Annotated in this window: 18 protein-coding genes; 10 read left to right on the top strand and 8 right to left on the bottom strand. The window is 70.2% G+C overall.

Annotated features, from left to right (window positions below):
• Positions 1-91: 91 nt before the first annotated feature.
• Positions 92-1,273 carry a helix-turn-helix domain-containing protein gene (locus tag HRC28_RS24840; RefSeq protein ID WP_182378009.1) on the top strand — a complete coding sequence of 394 codons (1,182 nt, stop codon included), beginning with the start codon at positions 92-94 and terminating at the stop codon, positions 1,271-1,273.
• Positions 1,274-1,376: 103 nt separating this feature from the next.
• Here HRC28_RS24840 and HRC28_RS25715 read toward each other — a convergent pair whose 3' ends face one another.
• Positions 1,377-3,344 (bottom strand): ABC transporter ATP-binding protein, encoded by a 1,968-nt coding sequence (locus HRC28_RS25715; RefSeq protein WP_202033177.1) that lies wholly within the window; start codon positions 3,342-3,344, stop codon positions 1,377-1,379.
• Entirely contained in the window at positions 3,344-3,988 is a 645-nt protein-coding gene (locus HRC28_RS24830) for a nitroreductase family protein (protein WP_182378008.1), read from the bottom strand. The genes HRC28_RS25715 and HRC28_RS24830 overlap by 1 nt, the downstream gene beginning before the upstream one ends.
• A gap of 119 nt (positions 3,989-4,107) precedes the next feature.
• Between HRC28_RS24830 and HRC28_RS24825 the strand changes: the two genes are divergently transcribed.
• Genes HRC28_RS24825 through HRC28_RS24815 form a run of 3 tightly spaced genes read left to right on the top strand, consistent with a single transcriptional unit; the run spans position 4,108 to position 8,698 of the window.
• On the top strand, positions 4,108-4,260 hold the full coding sequence (locus tag HRC28_RS24825) for a hypothetical protein (protein WP_182378007.1): 153 nt from the start codon (positions 4,108-4,110) through the stop codon (positions 4,258-4,260).
• A gap of 49 nt (positions 4,261-4,309) precedes the next feature.
• Positions 4,310-7,282 (top strand): helix-turn-helix transcriptional regulator, encoded by a 2,973-nt coding sequence (locus HRC28_RS25710; protein ID WP_182378006.1) that lies wholly within the window; start codon positions 4,310-4,312, stop codon positions 7,280-7,282.
• A 15-nt stretch (positions 7,283-7,297) separates the two neighbouring features.
• Entirely contained in the window at positions 7,298-8,698 is a 1,401-nt protein-coding gene (locus HRC28_RS24815) for a cytochrome P450 (protein ID WP_237111642.1), read from the top strand.
• Here the strand turns inward: HRC28_RS24815 and HRC28_RS24810 are convergent.
• Entirely contained in the window at positions 8,649-9,116 is a 468-nt protein-coding gene (locus HRC28_RS24810) for a hypothetical protein (protein WP_182378005.1), read from the bottom strand. The genes HRC28_RS24815 and HRC28_RS24810 overlap by 50 nt on opposite strands.
• Before the next feature lie 113 nt (positions 9,117-9,229).
• Here HRC28_RS24810 and HRC28_RS24805 point away from each other — a divergent pair, with 113 nt between their 5' ends.
• From HRC28_RS24805 to yidC, 3 genes are read left to right on the top strand one after another with little or no spacing between them, the layout of a single operon-like run.
• Positions 9,230-9,598: a VOC family protein gene (locus tag HRC28_RS24805; RefSeq protein WP_182378004.1), complete on the top strand. Its 369-nt coding sequence runs from the start codon at positions 9,230-9,232 to the stop codon at positions 9,596-9,598.
• 28 nt (positions 9,599-9,626) lie between these two features.
• Positions 9,627-9,890, top strand: coding sequence for a hypothetical protein (locus HRC28_RS24800; RefSeq protein ID WP_182378003.1), 264 nt, complete (start codon positions 9,627-9,629; stop codon positions 9,888-9,890).
• 55 nt (positions 9,891-9,945) lie between these two features.
• Positions 9,946-10,746 carry a membrane protein insertase YidC gene (yidC, locus tag HRC28_RS24795; RefSeq protein WP_182378002.1) on the top strand — a complete coding sequence of 267 codons (801 nt, stop codon included), beginning with the start codon at positions 9,946-9,948 and terminating at the stop codon, positions 10,744-10,746.
• A gap of 4 nt (positions 10,747-10,750) precedes the next feature.
• On the opposite strand, the gene HRC28_RS24790 is transcribed toward yidC, so the two are convergent.
• From HRC28_RS24790 to HRC28_RS24770, 5 genes are all read right to left on the bottom strand, one after another.
• Positions 10,751-11,935, bottom strand: a complete 1,185-nt coding sequence (locus tag HRC28_RS24790) for a sulfotransferase (protein WP_182378001.1) — start codon at positions 11,933-11,935, stop codon at positions 10,751-10,753.
• Positions 11,925-12,722 (bottom strand): SDR family oxidoreductase, encoded by a 798-nt coding sequence (locus HRC28_RS24785; protein WP_182378000.1) that lies wholly within the window; start codon positions 12,720-12,722, stop codon positions 11,925-11,927. The genes HRC28_RS24790 and HRC28_RS24785 overlap by 11 nt, the downstream gene beginning before the upstream one ends.
• 45 nt (positions 12,723-12,767) lie before the next feature.
• Positions 12,768-13,433: a Uma2 family endonuclease gene (locus HRC28_RS24780; RefSeq protein ID WP_182377999.1), complete on the bottom strand. Its 666-nt coding sequence runs from the start codon at positions 13,431-13,433 to the stop codon at positions 12,768-12,770.
• Between the two features lie 95 nt (positions 13,434-13,528).
• Positions 13,529-14,689 (bottom strand): hypothetical protein, encoded by a 1,161-nt coding sequence (locus HRC28_RS24775; RefSeq protein WP_182377998.1) that lies wholly within the window; start codon positions 14,687-14,689, stop codon positions 13,529-13,531.
• On the bottom strand, positions 14,689-15,576 hold the full coding sequence (locus tag HRC28_RS24770) for a TIGR03619 family F420-dependent LLM class oxidoreductase (protein ID WP_182377997.1): 888 nt from the start codon (positions 15,574-15,576) through the stop codon (positions 14,689-14,691). Before HRC28_RS24770 ends, HRC28_RS24775 begins: the two co-directional genes overlap by 1 nt.
• A 47-nt stretch (positions 15,577-15,623) precedes the next feature.
• Between HRC28_RS24770 and HRC28_RS24765 the strand changes: the two genes are divergently transcribed.
• The 3 genes from HRC28_RS24765 to HRC28_RS24755 are packed head-to-tail and all read left to right on the top strand — an operon-like array spanning position 15,624 to position 17,211.
• Positions 15,624-16,109, top strand: coding sequence for a nitroreductase/quinone reductase family protein (locus HRC28_RS24765; protein WP_182377996.1), 486 nt, complete (start codon positions 15,624-15,626; stop codon positions 16,107-16,109).
• 8 nt (positions 16,110-16,117) lie between these two features.
• Positions 16,118-16,546 carry a nuclear transport factor 2 family protein gene (locus tag HRC28_RS24760; protein WP_182377995.1) on the top strand — a complete coding sequence of 143 codons (429 nt, stop codon included), beginning with the start codon at positions 16,118-16,120 and terminating at the stop codon, positions 16,544-16,546.
• Positions 16,547-16,599: 53 nt separating this feature from the next.
• Entirely contained in the window at positions 16,600-17,211 is a 612-nt protein-coding gene (locus HRC28_RS24755) for a hypothetical protein (protein ID WP_182377994.1), read from the top strand.
• Positions 17,212-17,268: the final 57 nt, after the last annotated feature.

Genomic DNA, 17,268 nt, shown 5'->3' with positions numbered 1-17,268 from the left:
CCCGGATGATGCCCCCAGCGCATCGGCTGCCTGCACCGGCCTGGATGCGGCGCGCTGTGCACCGGCACAAGCGGGGCGTTACCTTTCGGTCGTGCAACGAGCTGACGTCGATCCCGAGGTGCGCGAGCTCAGCCGCCGCCTGCTCCCGGAAGCCGACCAGCTCGGCGTCCGGATCGCCGAACGGCTGCGGGAGGAAATTCCGTTCTATGCGGGCAACCCGGTGCTCGGGTTCGACGAGGTCGTCACGTCCTGCACCGACAACGTGCGCTACATCCTCGGGAAACTCGCCGGCGACGAAGCAGTGAATCTGGACAGCCCCCGGATGACGGGGGCGGCGCGCGCCGAGCAGGGTGCGCCCTATGCGGCCGTGCTCCAGGCCTTCCGCCTCGGTGGCCGGTTCCTCTGGGAGACGCTCGTCGAGCGCGCTGACCCGGAGGCGCGCGACGTGCTGCTGCTCGCGGCCGCCGACATCTGGGCAGTCACCGACGACCTCGCGGCCTCCGTCACCGACGCCTATCGCAGCGCGCTGACCGACCGGGCCCGCAGGGACGGGCAGATGCGCGCCGTGCTCGTCGGGTCACTGCTCGACGGCGAAGGGGAGGACGCCCCGATCGGTGAGACGGCCGGCCTGCTCGACCTCGGCCGCGGCGGTGAGTACGTCGTCGTGTCGGCCGAGTCGCCGACGCCGGGTGCCGAAGGCCTTCCGGACGTGGAGCGGGTGCTGCGCCGCAGCAACGTCGTGTCCGCCTGGCGCCTCGACCACGACCACCACGAGGGCGTCGTCGGGTTGCGTCGTGGATTCGGGGTCGACGAGGTCGTCGAGGCGCTGGCGCCCCTGGCGTCGGGCCGGGTCGGCGTCAGCCGCGTGCTGCAGCGACTGGAGGACGCCAGGGAGGGACGCCGCCAGGCGCGGGTGGCGTGCGCGGCGGGCACGCCGGGCTCGACGGCAGTCGTCCAGTTCGGTGACCAGCCCATCGCCGTACTGCTCGCCAGCAGTCCGGACCAGGCCCGGGCGCTGGCCGAGGCCGTGCTCGCCCCCGTGCTCGCACTCGCACCGGACGACCGCGCGGTCATGGTCGACACGGCGCGGGCGTGGCTGGAGGGCGGCGGCTCCACGTCGGTCGCAGCGAAGGCGCTGCACGTGCACCGCAACACCGTTCGCTACCGGGTACGACGGCTCGAAGAGGTCACCGGACGGGATCTCGCCCGGCCCGTCGATGCCGCCGAGCTGTACGTCGCGCTGGAGGCGGCCCGGATCCTCGGACTGGGCTGATTCTCGACAGCTGAAGTGGGCCGTAGGGCCGCGGTTCACCAACCGAATTTGTCGTTCCACGGCGGGGGATGCGACAAATTTGGTTGGTACGACGAACCACCGGCTACAGCGGGATGTCGGCGCGCCGGGGGTCGCCCGCACCGGTGGGGAGCGGGGCGCGGGAGAACTGCTCGTCGTACAGGCGCTTGTAGAGGCCGCCGGCGGCGATCAGGTCGTCGTGGGTGCCGCGTTCGACGAGGCGGCCGTCCTCGAGGCCGAAGATCACGTCCGCGGAGCGGATCGTCGACAGGCGGTGGGCGATCGCGATGGTGGTGCGCGAACGGGTGGCGCGTTCGAGGGCTTCCTGCACGAGGCGTTCGGTCTCGTTGTCGAGGGCCGAGGTGGCCTCGTCGAGGATCAGGATGGCGGGGTCCTTCAGCAGCACCCGGGCGATCGCAAGGCGTTGCTTCTCGCCGCCGGAGAGGCGGTAGCCGCGCTCGCCGGTGATCGTCTCGTAGCCCTCGGCGAAGCTGAGGATCCGGTCGTGGATGTTGGCGTCGCGCGCGGCCTGTTCGATCTCCTCGGCGGTCGCGGACGGGCGCGCGTAGGCGATGTTGTCGCGGATGGTGCCGTGGAAGAGGTACGGCTCCTGGGTCACCATCCCGACCGCGTCGGCGAGCGAGGAGAGGGTGAGGTCGCGGACGTCGTGCCCGTCGATGAGTACGGCGCCCTCGGTGACGTCGTAGAACCTCGGGACGAGGTACGTCGCCGTCGTCTTGCCGCTCCCGGACGGACCCACGATGGCAGCCAGCTCGCCCGGCTCGACCACCAGCGAGACGTGGTCGAGCGCCCAGGTCGGCCCTGCTTCCGGGCCCTCCGCGCGTGGATCTGCATCGATCCGCACACCGGTGTCACCGAACCGGTCGCGGTTCACGGTGCCGGACAGCGACCGCGGCTCGGGGTAGCGGAAGCGCACGTCGCGGAACTCGACCCGTCCCCGGAGGCGGTCGGGCTCGAGGGCGATGGCGCCTGGGCGTTCGGTGATCGCGGGCTCGAGGTCGAGGTACTCGAAGATCCGGCGGAACAGTGCCAGTGACGTCTGTACGTCCAGGGAGACCCGCATCAGTTGCAGCAGCGGCATCTGGAGGCGGCCCTGCAGGGTGGTGAAGGCGACCAGCGTGCCGGCGGTCAGCGCGTCCTCGCCGACGGGCAACGATCCCGTGATGATCCAGCCCGCCGCGAGGTAGATGAGCGCCGGCGTGATCGCGAAGAACGTCTGCACGACCGCGAAGAACGAACGGCCGGTCATCGCCTGCTCGACCTGCAGGCGGGTCTGGCGGTGGTTGGCCTCGCGGTAGCGGTCGACCTCCGACTCGGAGCGGTTGAAGACCTTCGCGAGCAGGATCCCGCTCACCGACAGGGCTTCCTCGGTGATGGCGGTCATCTCTGACAGGGATTCCTGCGTCTTGCGGGCCAGCCGCTGCCGGCGCCGGCCGACGCGCATCTGCAGGAACACGAACAGGGGCATCAGGATCAGGGTCAGGATCGTGAGCTGCCACGACAGCACGACCATCGCCACGAACGCCGCCATGACGGTCACGGAGTTCTGCACGATCGTTGTCGCGGTGTCCGTCAGCACGGTGCGGACGCCGGCGACGTCGTTGGCCAGCCGGGACTGGATCGCACCCGTCTTGGTGGCCGTGAAGAACGCCAGTTCCATCCGCTGGAGGTGCTCGAACAGGTCGCCGCGCAGGTCGGCCATCGCGGAGTTCCCGATGGTCGACGTCAGCCAGTTCTGCCCGATCCCGATCAGCGCCGTGACGACCGGGATGACGCACATGCCGACGACGAGCCAGGCGAGCAGGGGCAGCCGTGGTTCGCCGCCGTCGAGGGGGAACAGCGCGTCGTCGAACACCGCCCGGGTCAGGAACGGCACCACCGACTGCAGCGCCGCCGCGACGATCACGGCGACGAGGACGAGGACGATCTTGCCGCGGTAGGGCCGCAGCATCCGCGCGACGCGTGGGAGCACCTGCTGGTTGCCGCGCAGGTCGTCCGGCGACAGGTGGGTGATGTTGGCGCTCGGTCGCACTAGAGCCCGGCCCCCCAGCGGCCGCGGTGCGCCACCTCTTGCCACGGAGTACGACGACGCCGGCTCGCCGATCCCGCAGCACCCGTGGCGCGGGGGGCCGGATGGCCGATCGTGATCGCGCCGATGGGATGGGGTGCTTCCTGCTCGGGGGTGTCCACCAACCCGAGGTGCGTCCGAACGGCGTCGACGCGGTTCGGGACGAGCCCGAAGAAGCAGGAGCCCAGCCCGGCGTCGGTCACCGACTGGAGGATCAGGAGGGAGGCCATCGCGGTGTCGAGGTGCCAGTAGGGCATCGCCCAGCGGGACTCGTCGCCGCCCAGGCCGGCCCGCGTCTTGTCGGCCTCCGAGTAGCGCTCCAGATAAGCAGAGCGGCGACTGCACGGGACGATCACGACCGGGGCGCTCATCATCCCCGCGAGCCATCGATCGGGAGTGCCGGCGACGGCGTCGGGGGCCTGGGCCGTCCAGAAACCGCGGACCGATGCGGGGGTGTCCAGCACGATGAACGCCCAGCCCTGCGAGAAGCCGGCGCTCGGGGCGCGGGTGGCCGCTTCCAGCGCCCGCTCGACCACTCCGGGATCGACCGGGTCCGGGGTGTAGGCGCGCGTCATCCGGCGTCGTCGTACGACCTCGGAGAACTCCACCGCGCCAGCCTATTGCTGCCTCATCTGAGGTAGCTGCGGAGCGTCCCTGCTCAACCCGTCGCGGAACTAAGGCACTTGCCCGATGTGCGGGCCTACCTCAGGGGACGAATCTCTACGACATGAGCAACAACTACTTCCTCAACGCAGAGAACGAATACCGCCGTGAGCGCGTCGTCCGCGGTGTCGCCGCCAGCCGGTCCGGCCGGAGCCGGTCCTCCTGGTTGCGGCGCGTGGCCGCGGCCGACCCCGCTGTCGAGCGCCACACTCGCTGAGCCCCCGCTGAACACGCGCCTGTCGGCGCGGGACGCCATGATGGTGCCCGTGGCCGCACACAGCAGCCTGACCATGGTCGGGCGTGACGACGAGCTCGCCGAGGCGAGCGAGGTCCTCGACGACGCCGTCCGCGCCGCCGGGGAGGGCACGTCCCGACGGGTCGTGCTGCTGTCCGGCGATGCCGGGGTCGGCAAGACCCGGTTGCTGCGGGCGCTGCGCGACCGGGCGCTCGAGCGCGACTGGCAGGTGCTGGCCGGTCACTGTCTCGACTTCGGCGACAGCGCGCTGCCCTACCTCCCCTTCAGCGAGGTGCTCGGCCGGATCGGCACGGCCCACCCCGAGCTGGTCGACGCGGTGGCAGCGCGGCACCCCGCCATCGCCCGCCTGCAGCCCGGCCGCCGCTCGCGCACCGTCGCGGACGACGACGGCGATGGCGACTTCACCCATGCGACCGACCGCGGCGACATCTTCGAGGCCGTGCACGCACTGCTCGAGGCGGCGGCCACCGAGTCGCCCGTCCTGCTGGTGGTCGAGGACCTGCACTGGGCCGACCAGTCCACCCGCGACATGCTCGGCTTCCTGTTCACCCGCGCGTTCACGCAGCCGGTGGCGATCGTGGCGTCGTACCGCTCAGACGACCTGCACCGCCGCCACCCGTTGCGCCGCCAGGTCGCCGAGTGGTCCCGGCTTCCGCAGGTCGCCCGGCTCGCGCTGGGTCCACTGACCGAAGCCGCTGTCCGGGCGCTGGTCCGCGAGCTGGAGCCGACGTTGATCGACGACCGCTCGATCGACCGCATTGTCGAGCGAGCCGAGGGCAACGCCTTCTTCGTCGAGGAGCTCGTCGCGTCCGGGTCGTGCGCTGACGGCGACGTCCCCGGCGACCTCGCCGACCTCCTGCTGGTTCGCCTCGACCGGCTCTCCGACTCCGCCCGCCAGGTCGTGCGCGTCGCCAGCGTGGCCGGCCGTCGGGTCGGTCACGACCTGCTCGCTGCAGCGGCCGGACTGCCGGTCGACGAGTTCGAGGCCGGGATGCGCCAGGCCGTCGAGATGAACGTCCTCGAAGTCGGCGGCGCCTTCTACACCTTCCGCCACGCACTTCTCGGCGAGGCCGTGTACGACGACCTGCTGCCCGGCGAACGCGTCCGGCTGCACGCCCGTTACGTCTGGGCGCTCGTCGACGGAGCCGCCCGCGGCAGCTCCGCCGAGCTGGCCCTGCACGCACGCCGCGCCACCGACCTCGACCGCGCCGTCACGGCGAGCATCGAGGCCGGCGACGAAGCGCTGGCCGTCGGCGGTCCCGACGAGGCGGCCGACCACTTCCAGCAGGCCCTCGAACTGCTCGAGGACCCTGACCGGGTCGCCCGCTTGGGCATCGACCACGCCAAGCTGGTCGTCAAGGCCGCCGGCGCGCTCACCACCGGTGGCGACGCCCAGCGGGCCTGCCAGTTGCTCGCCCAGCAGCTCGACCGGCTGCCTGCCGATGCTCCGAACCCGGCGCGCGCCCGCCTGCTCAGCGAGTACGCCGAAGTCCTCTCCATCACCGAGACCGAACTCGACCCGCGCGAACTGTCGGCCGAGGCCGTCGCGCTGGCTCCCGAGGGCGACAGCATGCTGCGCGCCAAGATCCTCGCGACGCACGCCCGGATCATCGGCTACCGCCACGGCACCGTCGACGAGGCCGAGGCCTACGCCACCGAGGCGCTCGCGCTCGCCGAACGCCTCGCGATGCCGGTGCTCGCCTCCGACATCCGGACCACCCTCACCGGCATGCGGGTCAAGACCGCCGCCGGCAACGACCAGGACACGCTGCGCGCCGCCCTCGAACGGGCTGTGGAGCATGCCGCTGCGGCTGGCGCCTTCCAGGCCGAGATCCGCGGCCGCTGGCTCCTGGGCCGTTCCCACCAGGATGACGGCGAGTGGGAGCAGGCCGTCCGCTGGTTCGGCTCCGCCCTCGACCTGGGCCTCCGGGCCGGACTGGTCTGGGCGCCGTTCAGCATCGACTCCCGGTGGCAGCTCACCTGGATCCGCTACATCCTCGGCGACTGGGACGAGGTGCTCGGCCTCGTCACGCCCCTCGACGCCGTGGCCGGTCCCGCCATCCCGCGCGGTGTCGTCGAACCCGCCCGTCTGTCGGTCCTCGCTGCCCGTGGCGTCGACGTGCTCGACCGGGTGACCGCGCTGCGCGACCTGTGGGAGGACGAGGGCGGGGTCGCGGTCTACAGTGCCGGCGTCGAGATCGAGGTCCACGGTGGTCGCGGCGACGCACCCGCCGCGCTCGCGGTCTACGACGACGTGGTCGAGGTCCTCACCCGCATCTGGAACGAGCGCTTCGGCGCCCGCGTCCGACTGGCCGCGCAGACGCTGCGCGCGATTGCCCGCGCCATCCCCACTGCCAGCGCGGCCGAGCGCCGGACCCTGGCCGCCCGCGCCGACGGGCTCCGCGCCGACGGGGAGGACGTCCTGTCGTGGCTGCGCGAGACGGGCGCGACCTGGGGTCCTGAGGGCCGGATGTGGTCCACGCGCCTGGTCGCCGAGCACCAACGCGTGCGCTGGCTCGCCGGCGTCGACCCCGGGCCGCGCGAGGAACTGCTCGCCGCCTGGGCTGCTGCCCTCGACGCTGCCACGAAGTTCGGCCACGTCCCCGAACAGGCCCGGGTGCGTGCGGCCTACGCGCAGATCCTCCGGCTCGTCGGCGACGTCGCGCAGGCCCGCGAGGAGGCCGACGAGGCGCGGACCCTCGCGCAGCGACTGGGGGCCACCGTGCTGCTGAGTGACCTGAACGAGAGTGGCGGCGGGCGCGGTTCCGCGGCGCCGTCGGTGACCGGTGCTCCGGCGCTGACCGCCCGCGAGGTGGAGATCCTCACCCTCGTCGCCGAGGGCCGGTCCAACGGCGAGATCGGCAAGCAACTCTTCATCAGTACGAAGACGGTGAGCGTCCACGTCTCCAACATCCTCGGCAAGCTCGGCGCCGCCGGCCGCACCGAGGCTGCGGCGATCGCGCGGCGGGACGGTTTGCTCTAGGCGTAGCGTCGTCCCGTGACCACTGAGCTCGAGGACACCCGTGCACTGACGATGCGCCGTTTCGGCCGGTCCAGCGGAACGGGAGGCAGCACGCTGCCGCCGGTCCGGCTCGACCAACTCCCGCCCGGACCCCGCTGGCCCTCGCTCGTACAGACCGCCGCGCTGATGCGGTTCCGCCACCAGTTCCACCCGTGGCTGCACAAGAAGTACGGCGACGCGTACACCGTGAACCTGGTGCCGGGGAACCGGCCGCTGGTGCTCTTCACCTCGGCTGCGGTGACCAAGGAGATCTTCGCCGGCGACCCGGAGGTCTTCCACGCCGGCAAGGGCAACGCGATCCTCGGACCGATCATGGGTGAGCACTCGTTGCTCCTGCAGGACTCCGGCGAACACCACCGCGCCCGCAAACTGCTGATGCCGGCGTTCCTCGGCAACGCGCTGCGCGGGTACCGGACGGTGGTGTCCGAGGTGGCGACCGCCGAGGTCGTGGGGTGGACCGAGGACGAGACCTTCCGGTCGCTCGACCGGATGAACGCGCTGACCCTGGACGTCATCCTCCGGGTGGTCTTCGGCGTCACCGACGAGGACCGGCTCGCGCAACTGCGTCCCGCCGTCCGAAGGATCATCGACATCAACCCCGTGATCCTGCTGGGCTGGGCCTACCCGCGACTCCAGCGCCTCGGCCCGTGGCGCCGCACCATCGAGAACGCCGTCGAACTCGACCGGCTGATGTACGCCGAGATCCGCGAGCGTCGTACCGCCACCGACCTGGCCGAGCGCCCCGACGTACTCTCCCGGCTGCTCGCAGCGACGGATCCGGACGACGAGCACGGCGGGCTCTCCGACACCGAACTGCGCGACCAGTTGGTGACCTTGCTGCTGGCCGGGCACGAGACGACGGCGTCGGCGCTGTCCTGGGCGCTCGTCGAGATCGGGCGGGATCCCGATCTGCGTGCCCGCACGCGACGCGCGGTCGACGAGGGCGACGACGCCTGGCTCGAGGCGGTTTTCAAGGAGTCGATGCGCCTGCACCCGGTCATCCCGATGGTGGTGCGCACGTTGATGAAGCCGACCACGGTCGGTGGCTGGGACCTTCCGGCCGGTACGACGGTCGGGCCGTCGATCATCATGAGCCACCAGCAGGAGTCGAACTTCCCGGATCCGGAGGCGTTCCGGCCCCAGCGCTTCCTCGCCGACGGCGACGAACCGGTGCCCGCGTTGAATGTCTGGATCCCGTTCGGTGGGGGAGTGCGCCGCTGCATCGGGGCCGGCTTCTCCGTCATGGAAGGCGTCGAGGTCCTCCGCGCCGTCTTCGGTGCGTACGACGTCACGACCGTCGGCACCGACGTACCCAAGGTCCGCAACATCACCAGCGTGCCGAGGCGCGGGGCACGGATCCGGGTGCGGCGACGCTGACCGTCGCTGCGACGTCCTCGAACACGTCGCAGTAGGCGGCGTAGTCGTCGCGCGCGACCGAACCGGTGAGGGTGACGCCGACCCCGTCGACGACCCACGCCCACTGTTCGCAGATCACGTCGACCGTCCCGACCCGGTGGGCGAACCGCCGGTAGGAGGCAGGCCGGCCGCCGAGTTCGTAGGCATCGGAGTCCTCCACCTCGAACGCGTCGAGCTGGGCGGCCAGTTCGCGCATCGCGTCGTCCCGCCACGCGTCGAGGTCGGCTTCGACCGGGACCGAGCGCAGGACGATCTCCGGGCCGAAGCCGCTCGGCGGCGCTGTGGGTGCGCGGGCGGCGACGACGATGCCGTGGTCGAGGTCGGCGCGGGTCGCCCAGCGGCGCGGCAGGGCGACGGTGACGTCGTGCTCAGGGTCCATGCACGAGAGCCTGCGTCGGTCCGAGGTCTGGTGAAACAGGCGGCCCTGCACCCTGTGGAGGGCCGCGGGAAATCCGTGCAGCGACGGTCGCAGATCCGGCTTAGGGTCGAGGCATGGCCATCGCACGCAATCCGCAGTTCGTCCTCGACTGCCCGGACCCCGTCGTCCTGGCGGAGTTCTACGGCGCGATCCTCGGCTGGAAGCCGGTCCCCGATCCGGACGGGAGTTGGGCCACCATCACCTCCGGTGACCAGGCGATCCACTTCCAGCGGGTCGAGGGCTTCCGGGCGCCCGAATGGCCCGGACAGGACAAGCCGCAGCAGGTCCACCTCGACGTCGATGTCGACGACCTCGACGAGTCCGAGGGTGCGGTGATCGCCCTCGGTGCCCGCAAGCACGAGCACCAGCCCGGGACGTCCTTCCGGGTCTACCTCGATCCGGCCGGACATCCGTTCTGCTTGTGCCTGGCGCAGCCGAGCTAGAGACACGCCCTAGACGTACCATCTCCGCATGAGCCGGATGGCAGGTGCGCTGATCGCGCTGCTCCTGCCTGCGCTCCTCGTCTCGACCCTGGACTCGCCGACGACCGTCGTGCTGGCCACCGTCGCGGTCGCTGTCGCGGCGCTGCTCCTCATCCAGTCGTACGGCGCCACGTCGGCCGCGCGCCGACCGGCACCTCGTTCCTCCACGGACGACCGGGTTCCCTTGATGGCTGGTCGGGTCACCGACCCGCTGCGGCACCCGCTCCGCCCGCGCGCTCCCGGACTGGTCTGACCCTCGCCCCTACGGCGAGCACGTCCGACCACCCGTCCCGTCCCCAGGAGCACCCATGTCCCTTCTCGACCCGTTGATCCATGCCCTGGCCGCCGTTGTCGCGGCCACCCACGCCGGCCTCACCCACCTCGGCGCCGACCCTGCAGCCGGCTCCACGTGGCTCCTCTGCATCGCCACCGTGGTGGTGACCGTGCGGGTGGCGCTGCTCCCACTTGTCGTCCACGGAGTCAGGAACGCGCACTCCGCGGCCCGGGCCCGACCCCACCTGAAGGAGCTCGCCGACCGGTACCGCCACCGCAAGGACGCCGCCAGCCTGCGCGAGCACCTCGAGGAGCGCCGCAGGATCTCCGCTGAGCACGGGGTGTCACGCCTCGGTTGCCTCCCGGTCCTGGTTCAACTGCCGCTCTGGGTGGCGCTCTACCACCTGCTGGCCGGGGTGGCCGGCGGCACGCCTGTCGGGGCGATGGACACCGATCTCGTGGGAGCGTTGGGCACGGCCACCCTGCTGGCGGTGCCCCTCGCCGCGCGCGGGTACCTCGGCGGCGGTCCGGTCCACCTCGCCGTCGTCGCCGGACTGGCGCTGCTGGCGGCGGGCTTGTCCTTCGTCACCCAGCGCTACTTCGTCGCGACCAACACCGTGCTCGACGGGATGCCCGACGGCATGGCTGCCGTCCAGCAGATGATGCCGGTCATCTCGGCTGTCGGCCTGCTGGTCGCCGGCGGATTCGTGCCGACGGCCCTGCTCGTCTACTGGATCTGCAACTCGACCTGGACGCTCGGCCAGACCTTCGTCGTGTGGCGCTGGTTCCCGACCCCGGGGACGCCCGCGGCGCGGCGCAGGGCCACGCCCGCGTGAAACCTCAGAGGACGAACGCCTCGCGTACCTGCTCCTCGGTGAGGCCGTAGTCGGCCAGGTCGTAGCGGTGCGACGGGCGCGCCTTGCCGGTCTTCGACTCGGCGTCGATGCGGACGACCTCGCTGCGCGCGGCGTCGGTCCAGTCGATGCCGAAGGACTCGTAGATCGAGCCGACGGTGCCGACCGGATCCTGCACGAACTCGCGGTAGTCGACGTCGAAGAACTGGCGGTCGTCGTACTTCTGACGGGAGGTCCAGAAGGTCTGCCAGGACCGGGCCAGCATCGAGAGTTGGGTCTGGCCGATGGTCTCGCCGACGAACGTGGTCGAGGTGTCGACCGTGGCCTCGGCCGACAGGGAGCAGGCGGAGGCGATGGAGGTGATCGGCTCCCGGTGCGTCATCACGATCAGGGCGTCGGGGTAGACCGTCATCAGCGCGTCGAGCCCGACGAGGTGCGACGGGTTCTTGAGCACCCAGCGCTTGTCGGTGTCGTTGAGGCCGATCAGCTGGAGGTTCTGCTTGTGGCGCGCGTAGGCGTCGGTCCAGTCCTGCCCGGCCAGCCACTCGGAGTAGCGCGGCACGTTGGCCAGCGACTCGTAGGAGATCGACTTGCCGGTCTGGCGCAGCAGGCGCCAGCACTCCTCGACCGAGGTGGCATCCATGTAGTGAATGCCCATGAACTCGGGGGCGGAGATGTGGTGGCGCTGGAACGCCGCCTGCATGGCGTTGAAGACCGGGTCCTGTTCCCACGTGTCCCGCGGCGGGCGCGGTTGCGGGAACTCCGTCAGCCACGCCTCCAGGCCCTGGTGGCCTGGGTCGGCGCAGAGCAGGCGGTGCAGCGCGGTGGTGCCGGTGCGGGGGAGGCCGACCACGAAGATCGGTCGCTCGATCTTCACGTCGGCGTGTTCGGGGAACTGCGTGAAGCGGGCCTCGGTCAGCAACCGGCCGACCAGTGCGCTCTTCACCTCGGCGCGGTGGAAGTAGTTGCCGACCGGGGTCAGTCCGGCCTCCGGGGACGCCAGGTCCTCCACGAGGACACGCAGGCCTTCTTCGTGCGCGGTGCCGCCGAAGTCGGTCAGTCCAGTCGTCCGGCTGGCGGCGGCGGCGATGTCCTCGTAGGAGCCGACGTCGGCGCGCTGGCGCGGGCCAGGCTCTTCCGGTGATCGAGCCTGTCGAGATTCAGTCGACATGGAACTCACCGCAGTCCACGTTCAGCATCACGCCGGTCACCGCGGACGCAAGGTCCGAGGCGAGGAACAGGGTGGCGCGAGCGACCTCGTCGGGAGTGGCGAGCCGCTTGAGGTCGGTGGGCTCGGCCTTCTCGGCGTACACCTCTTCATGGGTGCGGCCGGACTCGGAGGCGATCCAGTCGAAGTACGCCTTGTTCACGTCTTCATAGATGTACGACGGCGCGACGCTGTTGACGCGGATCCCGCGCGGACCGAGCTCGGTCGCCAGCGAGGAGGCCATGTGCTTGAGCGTGCCCTTGGAGAGCTTGTAGCCGGCGTACTCGGGCTGGCTGCTGTAGACGACGCACGAGTTGACCATGATCACCGAGCCGCCGACCTTGTCGTCGGTGGCCGCAAGGGCGTCGGCGAACAGGGCGGACAGGCGCAGCGGCGCGAAGACGTTGGTCTCGTTCGCGGCGCGCAGGCTCTCCAACGAGAGCGTGCTGAGCGGGTCCATCGGGGGGATGCCGAAGGCGTTGTTGATCAGGCAGTCGACTTTGCCGAATTCGGCGAGCGCGGCGTCGACGAGGTTCTGCCGCGCCGCCTCGTCCGTGATGTCCGTCGGTACGACGAGGGCTCGGCGCCCGAAGGACCGGACCACCTCTGCGGCCTTCTCGAGTCGCTTGGGCGTGCGACTGGCGAGCACCAGGTCGGCGCCCATCTTCGCGGCCTCTTCGCCGAGCGCCCGGCCGAGGCCCGGGCCGACACCTGACAACACGATGACCTTGTCGGTCAGCAGATCCACCATGGGCACAGACTAGAACGTGTTTCAGTTTTGGTCGAGACCCAGTTTCTACGGGAGCAGTTCTGCTGGGTCGAACCTGACGTGCAGGGGCTCGTCGACCTCGACGATCTCGCCCGCAGTCCAGGTGCCCAGTTCGGCATAGACGCCGTCGCGCAGGGCGTAGGCGATCACCGTGATCGGGTCGAGCTCGACGCGCCAGTAGCCGGGGATGCCGGCTTCGCCGTACTTCTCGGCCTTGACCAGGCGATCTGTGCGCTCGGTCGTCGGCGAGGCCACTTCGACGACGAGGACCGCGGTCGAGGCCCGCTGATCATTGACTGTCCATTCGACCTCGGCGCGCTTCACGATCGAGAGGTCGGGCCCGACCAGTGAGTCCTTCAGGGCGACGCCGATCTCGCGGATGGCGATCAGGTCGTGTGGAATCTGTGTCTTCAGGACGGTCCGCAGTTCGTCCGCCACCGTCTGGTGCAGCGGGTTCGGCTGTGCGTTCACGAACAGCTGCCCGTCGATGATCTCGAACAGGTTCGATTCGGGCAGTGAGTCCAGATCCTCGGGGGTCCAGGACGCGAGCGTGGCCGGATGGTGCCCGACGATGAGGGTGCCGTCGAGGATCTCGACCCTCCACCCGTCATCGCGATCGAAGCGATCGAGGTCCTCGGGCGCCCAAGGTGCGGGGTGGCCCACGAGGAGCGCGAGCATGGCGTCACCGTCCATCCATCGAGTGTGTCACTGGTCCGAGACATGGACCAAGCATCACCTCGATCGGCGACATCGCGGCTGCGACCTGAGGTCGCCTGTGGAGAACCGCCCTACGAGAGCATGCGTCGCGCAACCGCACGCTGCCGCGCGGTGATCCGGGCGGCGTACTCCGCCTCGGTCAGCGCGACCATCGACGGGAGCCGTCCGGCCACTTCGGCCACTGGCACGATCTCGACGACCGGTCCGTCCGCAGCTGTCAGGTCGCGGGTCAACTGCTGCCAGCGCAGCATGATCGGGCCGGTGCGGTGGCCGGTCGTCTCCAGCCAGTTCGCGACCGGGGTGCCACCCGTGCCCGGCGGGCGCTCGGAGATCACGAACCGCAGCACCCCGTCGTCATCCGCCACGGCCTGGGCCTTGGTGAGCGAGGTCTGGTGGGTCTCGTAGTCGGTCGACGCGTACCAGTCCGAGCCGATCTGGATGGCCTGGTAGGTGCAGTCGTCGCACCGAGGGACGGTCACGATCATCGCCTCGTCCTCGGCGAGCTCGTAGTGCCCGATCGAGGAGAACTGCGACGACAGGCCGCCCGGTGTCGAGGTCGGCACGGTGAGGGTGTTGACCGGCTCCTTGAACTGGAAGAAATGCGGGAACGCGAACCAGGTCTGGATCGAACCGACCAGCGAACGGGCCGCGACCTCGTACTTCTTCTTCAGTGTCGCGGCCGAGAGTTCGCGACGAGCGCGACCGAGGGTGTCGGTCCGCTCAATGGTGATCGTCCCGCGCTCCTCGGTGTCCCAGTCGTTGAAGACCTCGCGCACGATCAGCGTCTTCGCGCCCGGTTCCGCGACGTAGGTGAACGAGAACGTCCCGTCTGCGGAGACCTCGAGCTCCCGCTCGTCGAACGCCATCAGTGACGTGGCGGCGGAGTCGGCGCTGTAGGCGCCGCCCATCACCTGGAACGACAGGTCCGCCGACGTCCCGCGCCGTCCGCGGACGACGTACTCGACACCCTCACGGAGGAAGGCGTTGAGGTAGACGGCGTCGGGATTGTCCAGGCCCTGCTTGGAGAACTGGTGCGTCGGGTTCACGAAGAGCGGCTGCTCGAGGTCGTAGTCGAACGCCGTCTGCATCGCCATCCGGATCCGGCCGGCGAGGTAGTCGTAGCCCTCGAGCCGATCGGCCTCGGTCCGGATGAACGGCGCGTTGGCGATCAGCTCCTCCGCCTCGGCGATCGCTGCCTGCAGAGGGCCGGTGAGGCCGAGCGACTCCGACATCAGCCGACCTTGGCGATGATGTTCTCGGCGTACCCCTCGAGGTGCTTGATCTTCGTCTCGAGCGGCTCGGTGTCCGGGCCCTTGATGTACGGCACGCGGAAGCCGACGATGCAGTCGGTGACGCCCTTGTCCTCGAGGCGCTTCACGCCGTCGAGCGTGTAGGCGTCGTACGAGATCACGTGCACCTCGAAGTCGTCGCGGGTGTCGCCCTCCTCTTTGCGGATCTCCGCGAGGCGCACGAGCAGGCGGTCGAGCTCTTCGCCGTCGCCGCCGGCGTGCATCCAGCCGTCACCCTTGCGTACGGCGCGCCGCAGTGCGGCGTCCGAGTGCCCGCCGACGAGCAGCGGAATCTTCTGGGTCGGCGCGGGGCACTGCTGGAGTGGCTCGAACTGGAAGAACTCGCCCTGGTAGCCGAAGAAGGTCGGCTCGTCGCCGGGCTGCATGAGGCCGGTGAGGATGTCCATGCACTCGTCCATCCGCTTGCCGCGCTTCTCCCATGGCACGCCGAGGGCCGTGAAGTCCTCGGGCCACGGCGACAGGCCGACGCCCAGGCCGAGGCGGTTGTCGGAGAGGAAGGCGAGCGACGACGCCTGCTTGGCGACGAGGACCGGCGGGCGCACCGGGAGCTTGAGGACGAACGGCGTCAGCCGCAGTGTCGAGGTCACGGCGAAGAGCTGCGCGCACAGGATGAACGTCTCGATGAACTCCTTGCCGAGCAGGAACTCACGGTCCCCGGTGTCGGTGTAGGGGTACTTCGAGTCCGACTCCTGCGGGTAGATGAGGCTGTCCGCGACCGACATCGACGTGTAGCCGGTGGCCTCGACGGCCTGGGCGAGGGGCGCGTAGTACTTCGCCTGGGTCATGCCTTCGGCGTAGGTGAATCGCATGGGCTCCACACTAGAACGTGTTCTAGATTTCTGCCAGAGTGAGTCCCATGGCAGAACCCAAGGCACGACCGGACGGTCTCGACAAGCCGATCGTCGGCAAGATCATGAAGTACGGCGCCAAGGCCAACGTGTGGATCTACCGGCTCACCAACGGCCGGATCGGCGCGAAGTGGCGCGTCGGCGCGGGCTGGAAGAAGCCGGTCCCGGTGCTGCTGCTCGACCACGTCGGCCGCAAGAGCGGCACGCACTTCACCACGCCGCTGCTCTTCCTCGCTGATGGAGCCAACCTCGTCATCGTCGGCTCTCAGGGCGGGATGCCGAAGAACCCGCAGTGGTTCCACAACCTCGTCGCCACCCCGGACACGACCGTCGACCTGCCGCGCGAACGGCGTCGTGCCGTGCGCGCCCGCGTTGCCGAGTCCGCGGAGCGCGCCGACCTCTGGCCGCGCCTCGTCGAGCTGTACGCCGACTTCGACAATTACCAGTCCTGGACCGAGCGGGAGATCCCGGTCGTCGTCCTCGAACCCCGCTGAGGACCGCCATGGAACTGCAGGAACTGATCGACCGCGCCGAGATCACCGACGCGATCACGCGCTACACACTGTCCGTCGACGAGGGCGACTTCGACCGTCTCGACACCGTCTTCACCCCGGACGCGCACATCGACTACACCGAGAGTGGCGGCGTCGTCGACACGTTCCCGGTGGTCAAGGCGTGGCTGGCCGAGGCGCTGCCCGGGTTCTCGAAGCACCGCCTGCACACCGTCGGCCAGATCGACTTCGCGTTCGCCTCCGGGGACGAGGCCGACGTGACGGCGTACTTCCACAATCCCATGCGGATCTCGGATGGCAAGGGTGGCGAACGGGTCGTCGAGGTCGGTGGGCTCTACCGCCACCACTTCGTCCGTACGGCGGACGGGTGGCGCTCCGACCGCCTGCACGAACAGGTCGTCTGGACCCGCGGGTTCTGAGCTCTCGCTCCGGGGGGTTTGGTTGCGCCGTCCACGTCACGGACAATGGCGAGGTGAGCGACCCCCAGCAGGAGCCCAGCGTCGACCGCCCCGTGCTCAACGGGATGGTGGCCCTGGTTGCCGTCACCCTCGGCGTGGGGCTGATCCTCGCGCTGGTGGCGCTGATGGGGTCGCGCTTCCTCGGTATCGGCGACGGCGGCGACTCGTCGGCGGCTGGCGCGACGGTCCGCGAGTCGATGTACCTGCCGACGCCGGTCGAGACCGCGGGCTCCCAGGGGCCGCGCATCACCCTGAACACCGCGACCCCCGAGGAAACCCAGTCCACGGAGGAGACGGACGTCGAGGAGACCGAGACCGCGGAGACCGAGTCGACCGAGTCCGAGTCGCCCTCCTCCGGCGAGATCTCCCTGCAGGCCGTCGACAACAGCGTCGCGGCCGACGAGCGCATCTACTTCAGCGGTGTCTACCCCGGTGGCGAAGGCGCGATCCTCTGGCTCCAGCGCTTCGAGAACGGCGGCTGGGCGGACTTCCCCGCCAGCGTCGGCGTCACCAACGGCACCTTCTCGAGCTACATCTTCACCGGCCAGGGCGGGCTCAACCGGTTCCGCGTGATCGACCGCGACGACGGCACCGTGAGCAACGAGATCCGGGTCCAGGTCGGCTGACCGACCCCGGACAGGCCTGCGCCGACCCGAGGAAACGCGGGTGTGGCGGGGCTGGTG

It is taken from the genome of Nocardioides sp. WS12 (assembly GCF_014108865.1).
GTDB lineage: Bacteria > Actinomycetota > Actinomycetes > Propionibacteriales > Nocardioidaceae > Nocardioides.
Note: the sequence above shows the minus strand (reverse complement) of the source record. Positions and strands in the feature narration are given on the sequence as shown.

Excerpts from the sequence above, each read along its gene's own strand:
- HRC28_RS24825 (WP_182378007.1), top strand. The coding sequence starts at position 4,108 with ATGAGCAACAACTACTTCCTCAACGCAGAGAACGAATACCGCCGTGAG.
- HRC28_RS24810 (WP_182378005.1), bottom strand. The coding sequence starts at position 9,116 with ATGGACCCTGAGCACGACGTCACCGTCGCCCTGCCGCGCCGCTGGGCG.
- HRC28_RS24805 (WP_182378004.1), top strand. The coding sequence starts at position 9,230 with ATGGCCATCGCACGCAATCCGCAGTTCGTCCTCGACTGCCCGGACCCC.
- HRC28_RS24800 (WP_182378003.1), top strand. The coding sequence starts at position 9,627 with ATGAGCCGGATGGCAGGTGCGCTGATCGCGCTGCTCCTGCCTGCGCTC.
- yidC (WP_182378002.1), top strand. The coding sequence starts at position 9,946 with ATGTCCCTTCTCGACCCGTTGATCCATGCCCTGGCCGCCGTTGTCGCG.
- HRC28_RS24790 (WP_182378001.1), bottom strand. The coding sequence starts at position 11,935 with ATGTCGACTGAATCTCGACAGGCTCGATCACCGGAAGAGCCTGGCCCG.
- HRC28_RS24785 (WP_182378000.1), bottom strand. The coding sequence starts at position 12,722 with ATGGTGGATCTGCTGACCGACAAGGTCATCGTGTTGTCAGGTGTCGGC.
- HRC28_RS24780 (WP_182377999.1), bottom strand. The coding sequence starts at position 13,433 with ATGGACGGTGACGCCATGCTCGCGCTCCTCGTGGGCCACCCCGCACCT.
- HRC28_RS24775 (WP_182377998.1), bottom strand. The coding sequence starts at position 14,689 with ATGTCGGAGTCGCTCGGCCTCACCGGCCCTCTGCAGGCAGCGATCGCC.
- HRC28_RS24770 (WP_182377997.1), bottom strand. The coding sequence starts at position 15,576 with ATGCGATTCACCTACGCCGAAGGCATGACCCAGGCGAAGTACTACGCG.
- HRC28_RS24765 (WP_182377996.1), top strand. The coding sequence starts at position 15,624 with ATGGCAGAACCCAAGGCACGACCGGACGGTCTCGACAAGCCGATCGTC.
- HRC28_RS24760 (WP_182377995.1), top strand. The coding sequence starts at position 16,118 with ATGGAACTGCAGGAACTGATCGACCGCGCCGAGATCACCGACGCGATC.